The sequence below is a fragment of the Sinomonas sp. P10A9 genome (assembly GCF_041022165.1).
Taxonomy (GTDB): domain Bacteria; phylum Actinomycetota; class Actinomycetes; order Actinomycetales; family Micrococcaceae; genus Sinomonas; species Sinomonas puerhi.
In genome coordinates this window covers 55,487-67,249 of sequence record NZ_CP163302.1, presented here as the reverse complement: position 1 = coordinate 67,249, position 11,763 = coordinate 55,487, and the positions used below count along the sequence as shown (strand labels likewise).

At 70.6% G+C, this 11,763-nt stretch carries 10 protein-coding genes; all 10 read right to left on the bottom strand.

Features of this window, described 5'->3' with window-relative positions:
- Entirely contained in the window at positions 1 to 1,029 is a 1,029-nt protein-coding gene (iolG, locus tag AB5L97_RS00325) for an inositol 2-dehydrogenase (RefSeq protein ID WP_369046026.1), read from the bottom strand.
- 51 nt (positions 1,030 to 1,080) lie between these two features.
- Entirely contained in the window at positions 1,081 to 2,055 is a 975-nt protein-coding gene (locus AB5L97_RS00320) for an NAD(P)-dependent oxidoreductase (protein ID WP_369046025.1), read from the bottom strand.
- A gap of 101 nt (positions 2,056 to 2,156) precedes the next feature.
- The gene (locus AB5L97_RS00315) at positions 2,157 to 3,140 is read right to left on the bottom strand and encodes a LacI family DNA-binding transcriptional regulator (protein WP_369046024.1); all 984 of its coding nucleotides are present in this window, start codon (positions 3,138 to 3,140) and stop codon (positions 2,157 to 2,159) included.
- Positions 3,141 to 3,181: 41 nt separating this feature from the next.
- The gene (locus AB5L97_RS00310) at positions 3,182 to 4,399 is read right to left on the bottom strand and encodes a Gfo/Idh/MocA family protein (protein ID WP_307958084.1); all 1,218 of its coding nucleotides are present in this window, start codon (positions 4,397 to 4,399) and stop codon (positions 3,182 to 3,184) included.
- A complete protein-coding gene (locus tag AB5L97_RS00305; RefSeq protein WP_369046023.1) occupies positions 4,396 to 5,199 on the bottom strand; it encodes an HpcH/HpaI aldolase family protein in 804 nt (267 codons plus the stop codon). Before AB5L97_RS00305 ends, AB5L97_RS00310 begins: the two co-directional genes overlap by 4 nt.
- A complete protein-coding gene (iolD, locus tag AB5L97_RS00300) occupies positions 5,196 to 7,166 on the bottom strand; it encodes a 3D-(3,5/4)-trihydroxycyclohexane-1,2-dione acylhydrolase (decyclizing) (RefSeq protein ID WP_369046022.1) in 1,971 nt (656 codons plus the stop codon). Before iolD ends, AB5L97_RS00305 begins: the two co-directional genes overlap by 4 nt.
- Positions 7,167 to 7,194: 28 nt before the next feature.
- Complete coding sequence (locus AB5L97_RS00295) at positions 7,195 to 8,625, bottom strand: aldehyde dehydrogenase family protein (RefSeq protein WP_369046021.1); 1,431 nt, start codon at positions 8,623 to 8,625, stop codon at positions 7,195 to 7,197.
- Between the two features lie 35 nt (positions 8,626 to 8,660).
- On the bottom strand, positions 8,661 to 9,572 hold the full coding sequence (locus AB5L97_RS00290; RefSeq protein ID WP_369046020.1) for an ATP-binding cassette domain-containing protein: 912 nt from the start codon (positions 9,570 to 9,572) through the stop codon (positions 8,661 to 8,663).
- Between the two features lie 27 nt (positions 9,573 to 9,599).
- Positions 9,600 to 10,655, bottom strand: coding sequence for an ABC transporter permease (locus AB5L97_RS00285; protein ID WP_369046019.1), 1,056 nt, complete (start codon positions 10,653 to 10,655; stop codon positions 9,600 to 9,602).
- 63 nt (positions 10,656 to 10,718) lie between these two features.
- The gene (locus AB5L97_RS00280) at positions 10,719 to 11,708 is read right to left on the bottom strand and encodes a substrate-binding domain-containing protein (RefSeq protein WP_369046018.1); all 990 of its coding nucleotides are present in this window, start codon (positions 11,706 to 11,708) and stop codon (positions 10,719 to 10,721) included.
- Positions 11,709 to 11,763 lie beyond the last annotated feature (55 nt).

Below are 11,763 nucleotides of genomic sequence, written 5' to 3'. Positions count from 1 at the left end.
TCAGTCCCTTCCTGCGGTGACGGGCTGGACCGCGACGGATCGGCCGGTCGCTGCCGACTCGGTGGCGGCGTTGGCCAGGATGAGGGCGGCCACGCCGTCGTCGAAACTGGGCGAGCACGGTGCGCCGGTGCGGATGGACGTGGCGAAGGCCGCGAGTTCCGACTGGTACGCCTGTGCATAGCGCTCGAGGAAGAACGGCTGGTACGCCTCGGCCGCCTCGGTTCCGGCGGCGCCGTACTTCCGCACCGTCGTCGGGGTCACGTTGCCCGCCGCGAGCGCGCCGTCGGCGCCGAAGGCCTCGAGACGCTGGTCGTAGCCGAATGCGCAATGCCGCGAGTTGGTGATCGTGACGATCTCGCCGCCGCGGCCGCGCAGGGTCACGACGGCGGAGTCGTAGTCGCCGAGCTCCTCGATGTCGCTGCTGAACACGTTCGTCCCGACGGCCGTGACCTCGGTGATGTCCGGGACGAAGAACCGTGCCATGTCGAGATCATGGATGGTCATGTCGCGGAAGATGCCGCCGGATCCCGCGATGTAGTCCCGCGGGGCCGGGGCCGGGTCGCGGCTGATGATGGTGAGCTGCTCGAGCCGGCCGACCTCGCCGGCCGCGACCCGGGCCTGCACGGAGGCGAACGCCGGGTCGAAGCGGCGGTTGAACCCGAGCATGATCGGCACGGACGTGCCGCTGATGCGTTCGCGGCAGGCCAGCGCGGTGTCGAGGTCCAGGTCGATGGGCTTCTCGCAGAGGGCGGCGATGCCGTGGCGGACGGCCTGTTCGATGAGGCCCACGTGGGTGCTGGTCGGCGAGCCGATGATCACTCCGTCGAGGCCGGGCTCGGCGAAGACCTCGTCCGCGCTCTCGACGGCGCGCGCGCCGGTCGCGGCGGCGAGGCGCCGGGCACCGTCGATGAACGGGTCCGCGATGAGTGCGAGCTCAAGGTCGGGGTGGGCGGCAACGTTCCGTGCGTGGACCTGGCCGATCCGACCGGATCCGAAGAGGGCGAGGCGCAGGCGGCGATCAATGGACATGGTGGGGGCCTTTCAGGAGGGTCGGGACGGTCGAGGGGATCTGAGTGGGGGTCATGGCCGGGCCACCGCGGGGGGCGTCCGGCCGGCGAGGACGTCGAGGGCGCCTTGGACGGCGTCCCGCACGGTGTGGGCCATGCCCTGGCGCGTGAAGCCCATGAGGTGGGGGGTCAGGGTGACGTTCTCGTGGTCGAAGACGGGGTGGTGTGCCGGGGGTTCCGGATCGAAGACGTCGAGCCCCAGGCCGGCGAGGGTCCCCGCGCCGAGGGCGGCGTGGGCGGCGTCGAGGTCCACGAGCCCGCCGCGGCTGCAGTTGATCAGGGCGCTGCCGGGGCGCAGGAGCGCGAGCTTCCGCGCGTCGATGAGGTTCGTGTTCTCGGGAGTGAGCGGGACGTGGAGGGTCACGAAGTCGCTCGCGGCAACCAGGTCGTCCAGAGTGTCCGCACGGATGGCCTCCGGGACGTCGACGTACGGGTCGAACGCGACGACGCGCAGGTCGAAGGCCTGCGCGATGCGCTCGACGCGGCGGCCGATGCGGCCGTAGCCCACGATTCCCAGCGTGAACCCGTCGAGGTCGCCCACGGCGCCGGCGTCGCGCTCGTCCCACCGGCCCTCGCGCACGAGCGCGGTGAGGGGCCGGATCCGCTTGACGAGGGCAAGAAGATGGGCGAAGACGCCCTCCGCGACCGCCGCCGTGTTGCTTCCCGGGGTGATGACCACCGGAATCCCGCGCCGCGCGGCCTCGGCGACGTCCACCAGGTCGGTGCCCACGCCGGTGCGGGCCAGCACCTTCAGGACTGGCATCCGGTCCAGGAGCGCCCGGTCCACGGTGTACGCGGCACGGACGATCGCGGCGTCGGCGACGGCGAGATCCTCCTCGCGCGGCTCGAGGACGAGGCGCTGGTGCGCGGACAGCAGGGGCTCGACGAGGGCTGGCTCGAGCGGGCCCAGCGCGACGATGGTCTGGGGCGCGGTCGCGTGGGCAACCGGCTCGTGCCGGCTGGTCTGGGGTTCGGAGGTGGGAGACATCGGTGTCCTCAACAGAAGGTCGGTGGAGCCGCGCACGACGGCGGGTGCGCGGCCGGCGCTCGGCCGCCACGCGGCGTCGTGCGTCGGGAGGGTGAAAAGGGTCAGAGGCCGATTCGGCTCGAGTTGCGGACCACGAGGCGCGGGGTGACAGGCCGGTGGATGAAGGAGTCGCCGCCATCGCCGGAGATGCGGTTCAGGAGCGAGGTTGCCCCGAGCAGGCCGATGGTGGCGCTGTCCGGGTCGACGGTGGTCAGGGACAGGCGTGGCATCGCCCCGAGGGAGATGTTGTCGTAGCCCGTGATCGCGACCGTGGCCCCGCGCTCGTCGGCCGCGGTCATGGCTCCGAGTGCGGCCAGGTCGTTGACGCACGCGAGGGCCGTCGGCGGCCGACCGCCGTCGCCCGCGAGCGCCCGGCACGCGGCCGCGTATCCCGACTCCTGGGAGAAGTCGGCCGGCAGGACCTTCGCGTAGCGGCCGAGGCCGTGACGTTCCATGGCCTCGGTGTAGGCATCGGACCGCTCCCGGGCGACCGACCCGCCGGACCCGCCGAGGTGCACGATCCGCTCGTGCCCCAGCCCCACGAGGTGCTCGACGACCATGGACGTCCCGGCCGCATCGTCACCGCGGACGATGTCCGCCGTGTCGATGTAGTCCGGGCCGCCGCCAGCGAACACGACCGCGCCCGCCCCGATCGCCTCCCTGAACGGCGCCGTGTCCGGAACCGACCCGATCACGAGGAGCCCCGCGACGCGCAGGTCGCGGTACGCCTGCAGGAGCGAGGTGTCCACGCCGTCGCCCGCCCGCGAGGAGGTCACAGCGCTGAACAGCACCGTGTGGCCGGCTTCCTCGAGGACGGGGCGGGCGGCGTCGACGACGTCGAACGCCCACGGGTTGTGCAGGTCGCTGACCAGCACCCCCACGGTCCCGCTCGCCCGCGTCGCGAGGGAGCGGGCGGCGATGTTGAGCTCGTACCCCATGTCCTTCATCACTTCCAGCACCCGCAGGCGGCGCTCCTCACTCACCCGTGGCGAATTGCGCAGCACGAGCGAGACGAGGGACTTCGAGACGCCGGCCCGTTGGGCCACGTCCCGGATAGTCGGCCTTCCTGCGGAGACGGCTGGCATGGCTAGACCCGGGCCGCCGTGGTGCCGTCGAGGTCCTCGACCTTCTGCCACTGCCCGGTCCCCGCGGAGACCTCGGCTGCGGTGACGAGGGCCGCGGCGGATGCGGCGTCGTGGATGTTCGAGTTCTCCTGAACCCCTCCAGTGACAGCGACGAGGAACTTCTTGGCCTCGATGACCTTGAGGTCGTCGAATCCCATGCTGTTGCCCGGACCGGGCTGGAAGTGCGAGTAGTCGCCGTACTTGGGACTCGCGTTGACCGTCGTGTAGCCCTGCTCGTCGTTGGACCGCCCGAGGCAGACCTTGAGCTCGTTCATCCGCTCGAAATCCCACATGAGCGATCCCTCGGTGCCGTACACCTCGATGCGGTAGCCGCACTCGGGGCCGACGGCGACGCGGGACGCCTCGACGGTGCCGACCGCGCCGGCGCCGCGGGCGGACGGGCCGAAGCGGACCAGCGCCGCGGCGTAGTCCTCGTTCTCCACGTCCCCCATCTCCCCGTTCTCGATGACTGCGAAGTGCGTTCCCGTTCCCATGGCCAGCTTGGGCCGCTGTGCGTACACGGTGCTCGTGAGGGCGGTCACCTCGGCAATGGGGCCGACAACATACTGGCACAGGTCGGTCGCGTGGCTGAACAGGTCGGCCAGAACGCCCGTGCCGGCGAGCTTGCGGTCGAATCGCCAGGAGAGGGCACCGTTGGGCTCGGAGGCGTAGCCGGAGAAGAAGGAGGCGCGGACATTGGTGATCCGGCCGAGCTTCCCCTCCGCCACGAGCCGGCGCGCGTGCTCGACCGCCGGTGCGTGGCGGTAGTTGTAGCCGATCGTGGTCACGACGCCGGCCTCGACGGCGGCGTCCCGGACGGCGGCGGTCTCCTCGTAGCCGCGGCCCACGGGCTTCTCGATCCAGAAGTGCTTCCCCGCCTTCGCGGCGGCGATCCCGATCTCAGCGTGGAGGAAGTTCGGGGCACAGATCGAGACGACGTCCACGTCCGGGTGGGCGAGCACCTCGCGGTAGTCCGCCGTGCCTTCCGCGAAGCCGAGGACGTCCTGGGCGAACTTCACGCGGCTCGGCTCGGTATCGGCCGCGATGACGAGCTTCGGCTCGATGCCGAGCTCGGGATAGACGTACGGAAGGGCCGTGTAGGCGCGGGCGTGGAGCTTGCCCATCCAGCCGATGCTGATGAGTCCCACGCCGATGGTGCGGGGGGCGGGTGCGGTGGTCATGCCAGTGCCTTTCTCTGCAGGTCAGGGGTGCGGGCCGCCGCGAACGCGTCGCGGAGTGCGGCGGCCATGAGGGTGGAGTCGGAGCCGACCGCGACGAACCGGAAGCCGGCCTCCGCGTAGCGGGCGGCAGCAGCGCCGTCGAGCGCGAGGATGCCCGCAGCCTTGCCGTGGCGCTCCGCGGCGGAGACCACGCGGGCGAGCGCGTCGGTGTAGACCGGGTTGTCGAACTCGAGCGGCACTCCGAGCGAGTAGGAGAGGTCGAGGGGCCCGGCGAAGAGGACGTCGACGCCGTCGATCGCCGCGATCTCCTCGGCCTCGGCGAGCGCGCCGAGGGTCTCGATCTGGACGATCCCGAGGCCCTGCTGCACGGTGGCCGTGAGGGGGGTCCGGTCCATGCCCCAGCGGCAGGCCCGGTTGTAGGTGGCCACGCCTCGGTCGCCGCCGAGCACCGGGTAGTTCAGGTGCCGCACGAACTCGCGCGCCTGGGCGGCGCGCTCGAGGCGGGGCACCATGACGCCGGCCGCTGCCTGGTCGAGGGCCCTGCCGATCCGGATCCGCTCCGCGCTCTCGACGCGGACAACGGTCGGGACGCCGTACGCGGCCGCGGCGAGGACCCCGTCGCGCACGCTGTCCTCGGTGCCCGAGCCGTGCTCGAGGTCGATGAGGATCCAGTCTGCCCCGGCCGCGGCGCAGACCTCGGCCGCGCCCGAGGAGGCGAGCCCCACGAAGGTGCCTACCGTTGACTCCCCGGCCCGCAGCCGGTCGCGAAGGGCGCCGGGGGCGATGTTGAGGGCGCTCATCCGAACCACCTCTGGGCGCCGCGGGCGTCCTCGTACTTGGCGCGCAGGTCCCGGACTGCCTGCTGCTCGGAGACTTCGGCGGGGGCCACGTCCCACCACACGTCCCCGCCGGGCAGGTCGACGTGCGGCACCGTCGGGATGACGATGACAACCGGGCCGCGGGTATCGCGCGTCGAGTCGAGGGCCTCACGGACCTCTGCGGCGGTCGTGGCGCGTAGTGCCGTCGCGCCGAGGCCCTCGGCGATCTGGCGCAGGTCGACCTTGAGGTAGTCGCCCTCGAGGCGTGGCGCTGACGCCGTGCCGTCGGGCTCGGTCGAGGCTGTCTCAGTCACGGGTCCGCCCTGGGTGCGGTAGCGGAACTCGTTGCCGAACTCCCGGCCGTTCCGTCCCATCTGGAGGCGGTGGATCACCTGGTACCCGTGGTTCTCCGAGACGACGACGGTCACATCGAGGCCTTCCTGGGCGGCGGTGAGGATCTCCGTGGGGGCCATGAGGAAGGTGCCGTCGCCGATGAATGAGGTGACCCGCCCGCCGTCGGCCCCCGCGGCGAGGCGGACGCCCATGCCGGCGGCGATCTCGTAGCCCATGCACGAGAAGCCGAACTCGAGGTGGCAGGCCCGCCCGTCGGTGGCGTCCCAGACCTTCTGGAGGTCCCCGGGAGGGCCACCGGCCGCCGCGATGATCGTGTCGCCGGAGCGGGCATGCTCCTGGAGGAGGCCGATGAGCTGCGGCTGGGTCAGGACCGCCCCGGTGACCGGGGCCTCCGGATGGTCCTCCGCGCGGTAGGCGGTATCGGCGTCGAGCCACTCCGTGCGGATCGGCTCCCAGTCCTGGGCGGCCGTCCGTACCGTGTCCTGCCACTCCTCGGAGGTGCTGTGCCCTTCGAGTGCCGAGGCAAGGGCCTCGAGCCCGAGGCGCGCGTCGGCGAGGATGCCCACGGCGCCCTGCTTCCGCGTGTCGGCGTCGGTCACGTTGAGCGCGGCGAACCGTACCTCGGGGTTCTCGAAGATCGACTGCGAGCCGGTGGCGAAGTCGGTGAGGCGGGTCCCGACGCTCAGCACGAGGTCGGCCTGCTTCACGAGCTTGTTGGAGGCGAAGTTGCCCTCCAGGCCGACGCCGCCCACCTGCCACCATTCGTCCTTGGTGACGGCGCCCTTGCCGCCGAACGTCTCCACGACGGGGACTCCGATCTGGCCGGCGAGGGCCTCGAGCGCGGCGTGCGCGTCCGAGTAGTGGATGCCGCCGCCCGCGATGACCACGGGCCGCTCGGCCGTCCGGATCATCTTCGCGACCTCCGCGACCTCCTCCGGGTCCGGCAGGGCGCGGCGGATCTTCCAGTCCCGCGGCTCGAAGAACTCGGCGGGGAAGTCGTAGGCGTGCGACTGGATGTCCTGCGGGAGCGAGAGCACGACGGCGCCCGCATCCGTGGGGCTCGTGAGCACCCGCATGGCCTGTGGCAGGGCGGTGAGGAGCTGCTCGGGCCGCGTGATGCGGTCGAAGAACCGGGAGACGGGCCGGAAGGCGTCGTTGACAGTCGCGTCCGCCTCGGTCGGGTGCTCGAGCTGCTGGAGGACGGGACCCTGGTGGCGGGTCGCGTACGTGTCCCCGGGCAGCAGGAGCAGCGGGATCCGGTTGACGGTCGCGAGACCCGCGGCGGTCACGAGGTTGAGCGCCCCGGGGCCGATCGACGCCGTGACCGCCAGGACGGACCGGCGGCGCGAGGCCTTGGCGTACGCGGTGGCGATGTGCGCGAGGTACTGCTCGTGGCGCCCCTGGATGAACGGCAGCTCGTCGGAGAGCTGGTCGAGGGCCTGGCCGAGCCCGGCGACGTTGCCGTGGCCGAAGATCCCGAGGGCCGCAGGCACGAGGCGCTGCCGGTGCCCGTCGGCGACGGAATGCTGCACGGAGAGGTACTTGACGACCGCCTGGGCGACGGTGAGCCGGACGGTGTTGCGGGGAATGGGCATGGTGGTGGCTCCAGTCGGGTGCGGGTGATTACCAGGGACGGCCGTGGAGGATGACCGTCTTCTCTTCGGTCATCTCCTCCACCGCGGAGCGGATGCCCTCCTTGCCGATCCCGCTGCCCTTGAGGCCGCCGTAGGGCATGAGGTCGGCCCGCCAGAGGGGCGTCCAGTTGATGTGGATGTTGCCGGCGTCGATCTGGCGCATCGCACGGATGCTCCCGGACACGTCGGACGTGAAGATGCCGGCGCCGAGGCCGTAGTCGCTGTCATTCGCGAGCGCGATCGCGGCCTCGATGTCGGGGGCGGACGTGACCGCGACGGCGGGACCGAACAGCTCGTTGCGGCTGAACGGCGACGCCGGGTCGACCCCGGCGACGACGGTCGGTGCCACGACTGCGCCGCTGCGCGAACCGCCGGTGAGGACTCGGGCGCCTCCGCTGCGGGCGCCCAGGATCGCGTTCTCGACCCGGGTCGCCTCCGTCTCGGAGATGAGCGAGCCGAGACGGGTGTCCGCGTGGGAGGGATCACCGACGGCGATGGCTTCGACCTTGGGAACCAGGGCGTCGAGGAAGTCCGCCTCGACGGACTTGTCCACGATGACGCGCTGCACCGAGATGCAGACCTGGCCTGCGTTGATGTAGCCGCCCGCGGCGACGGCCGACGAGGCGAGTTCGAGGTCGGCGTCGGGGAGGACGATGACGGGGCACGCGGCCCCGAGCTCGAGGGAGAGCTTCTTGACGCCGGCGATATTGCTGATGCGCGTGCCCGTGGCGGTGGATCCGGTGAAGGAGACCTTGCGGACGCGGGGGTCGGTCACGAGGACGTCACCGATCTCGGCGCCCGAGCCGGTGATGACGGAGAGTGCCTCGGGGGCAAGCCCTGCGTCGACGAAGCACTGCGCGAGCTTGAGGGCAGTGAGCGGCGTGGCGCGGGCCGGCTTGAGAACGACGGCGTTGCCCGCGGCCAGCGCGGGGGCGATCTTGTGCAGGACGAGCAGCGCGGGGTAGTTGAACGGCGTGATCGCGACGACGATGCCGCACGGCTGGCGGAGCGTGAATCCGATCTTGTCCTGCCCGGTGCCGGGATTGGCGTCGAGCGGGAGCGTCGACCCGTAGAGCTGGGTGCCCTCGTAGGCGGCCAGCCGGATGATCGAGCCTGAACGGCCTGCCTCGCCGCGCGCCTCCGAGATGGGCTTCCCGGTCTCACCGCTGATCGTCTGGGCGATGTCCTCTGCGCGCTCGTCCGCCAGGGCGGCCGCGCGCAGGAGGATGTCGGTACGGACGTGCGCGGGCAGGGCGCGCTGGATCCGCGCGCCGATCTCGGCGGCGTCGAGTGCCGCCTTGGCGTCCGCGGCGCTGGCCACAGGAACAAGGCCGACAGCGCGTCCGTCGAACGGCGAGCGGACCTCTTCTTCCTGACCGCTCGTGGCGCCCTGCCACGCTCCGGCGATGAGCATCTGCATGGTGTTCTCCAGCTTCGTAGGGATCCGGGGCCGGATCAGTGGTGTGCTTCGGCTTGGACGGCGGCGGCTTCGGCTTTGGCTTCTTGGAGGGCTTGGGTGTGGCCGCCGAGCTGTTCGAGTTCGTGGGCGAGTTCGGCGAGTTCGGCGCCGCCGGCCATCTGGGCGGTGAGTTCTTCCAGGGTGATGTCCTTCTTGTCGTAGTAGCCGATGGAGCGGCCGCGCTTCAGGAGCAGGAAGCGGTCCCCGACGGGGAAGGCGTGGTGGGGGTTGTGGGTGATGAAGATGACGCCGAGGCCGCGGTCGCGGGCCTGGAGGATGTAGCGCAGGACCACGCCGGACTGCTTCACGCCCAGGGCGGCGGTGGGCTCGTCCAGGATCAGGACCTTGGCCCCGAAGTACACGGCCCTGGCGATGGCCACGCACTGCCGCTCGCCGCCGGAGAGCTGGCCGATGGGCTGCTCGACGTCGCGCAGGTCGATGCCCATGGCCGCCAGCTCGGTCCTGGTGGTCTCCTTCATCCGGTTCACGTCCATGCGCTTGAACGGGCCGAACCCGGTGGTCAGCTCGGAGCCGAGGAAGAAGTTGCGCCAGATCGGCATGAGGGAGACCACCGCGAGGTCCTGGTAGACCGCGGCGATGCCCGCGTCCAGGGCCTCCCTCGGGGAGGAGAGCTTGCGTTCCTCGCCCATGATGGTGAAGGTGCCGGCGTCGTGCTGGTGCAGGCCGGCGATGATCTTGATCAGGGTCGACTTCCCCGCCCCGTTGTCGCCCAGGACGCAGGTGACGCGGCCGTTGTCCACGGCCATGGTCACCTCCCGCAGGGCGATGACGTTGCCGTAGTGCTTGCCCACGCCGTCCAGGCGCAGCAGGTGCACGGGCCGGTCGGTGAGGGGGTCGGTCTCCCCCGCCTTGGCCAGGATCTCCTGGTTGCTGATGTGCTCTGCCATGGTGGCCATCTCCTGTGCTTCGTTCTCTCAGGCGCGCTCTGCGCGCTTCTTGACGATGAGGTTCACGATCGTGGCCAGCAGGAGCATCAGGCCCAGGAAGAACTTGAACCAGTCCGGGTTCCACTGCGCGTACACGATGCCCTTGTTGGCCATGCCGAAGATGAACGCGCCGATCGCCCCGCCCACGGCCGAGCCGTACCCGCCGGTGAGCAGGCACCCGCCGATGACCGCGGCGATGATGTAGAGGAACTCGTTGCCCACGCCCTCACCGGACTGGACCGCGTCGAACGCGAACAGGTTGTGCATGCCCAGCAGCCACCCGCACAGCCCCACGCCCATGAACAGGCCGATCTTGGTCGCGGTGACCGGGACCCCGACCGCGCGGGCGGCGTTCGCGTCCCCGCCCGCGGCGAAGATCCAGTTCCCGACCTTGGTGCGCAGCAGGACCCAGGACGCGACCACGACCAGCACGATCCAGTACAGGATGGTGATCTTGAACTCGACCCCGCCGATGTTCACCGAGGACGCGAAGACCGCCTTGGCCGCGCCGAACCCCTCCATCTGGGCGATCGAGGGCGAGGACACCGCCCCGCCGATCAGGCGGGTCAGGGCCAGGTTCAGGCCCGTGAGCATCAGGAACGTGGCCAGGGTCACGATGAAGGAGGGCAGCTTCGTCTTGACCAGGATCCACCCGTTCACGAACCCGATCCCCAGCGAGACCACCAGGGCCAGCAGGACCCCGACCCACACGTTCATCCCGAAGTTCCAGGAGAACAGGGACGCGGTCAGGGCCGAGGAGATCACCGCCACGCCCGAGGACAGGTCGAACTCGCCCCCGATCATCAGCAGCGAGACCCCCACCGCCATGATCCCGATCGTGGAGGACCCGTACAGGACCGTCGCGAGCGCGTTGGGCTGCAGGAACGTCCCCGAGACCGCCGCGAAGAAGATGAACAGCACGACCGCGGCCGCCAGCGCCCCGACCTCCGGACGGCCCAACAGCTTCTGGAACGGGCCACGACGCCCGACCCGCTCGTCTTTGGCAGCCGGCGCGGGCGCCGACGGCAAGGTTGCAGTTGCCATGGAAACACTCCTTGATGGTGGGCCGCGCGGCGTTCCCGCCGCGCGGTCCGATGCCTATGCGGTTTAGCGGACGCCCTGCTGGACGAACTTGAGGACGTCAGAGATGTTGGACTTGTCCACGATCGCGGGGCCGGTCAGCACCGGCTGCCCACCACCGACCTTGAACCCGCCGCGCTTGTTCTGCCAGAGCGCATCAACCGACAGGTAGCCCTGCAGCCACGGCTGCTGGTCCACCGTGAAGAGCACCTTGCCGTCGCTGATCGCCTGCGCGAGGGCAGGGTTGAGGTCGAAGCTCGCCACCTTGACCGAGCTATTCGCATCCGCCACCGCCTTGAGGAGGGTCACCGTGTACGGGGCGCCGAGGCCGACGATCACATCGGCATCCTTCGTGGCCTGCAGCTTCGCCGTCGCCGTGGACTGCACCGAGGTCATATCGGCCCCGTTGACGTAGAGGATCTCCGTGCCGGGGACCTTCTCCTTCACGCCGGCGCACCGGGCCTCGAGCTGCACCTGCCCCTGCGACATGATCACGCAGATGGGGTGCTTGTAGCCCTCCGAGGCCAGCTTGGTGCCCACCGCCTCACCGGCGAGCGTCTCGTTGGAGCCGAAGTGCGTGAACGCGCCCATCTGCGCGGAGACGTCGCCGCCTGCGTTGAAGCTCACGAGCGGGATGCCCGCGTCGGCAACCTTCTTCAGTACATCCTTCATGGCGCCCGGGTTAGCGATGGTGACCGCGATGCCATCCACCTTCTGGTCGATGGCCTGCTGCACCAGCTGGGACTGTCGCCCAGCGTCGGAGTCATTCGTGTAGAGGATCTCGACGTTGTCCTTGGACGCCGCCTCCTCGGCGCCCTTGCGCACGATGTCCCAGAACGTGTCGCCCGCCTCGGCGTGCGTGATGATTGCGACCTTCATCCTGGGAGTCGAGACGGCCTGGCCGCCTCCTGAACCTGCGGTCGCGTCGGCCTGCTTGCCGCCGCCCGAGCAGGCCGTCACGGCGAGGACTGGGATCAGGGCAAGGGCGGCCAGGCCGCGGTGCCACGTCTTCTTCACGAGCTCTCCTTTGATGTTCGTGCGCTTCACATCCCGGGAAGGATCTCGGGGGCTC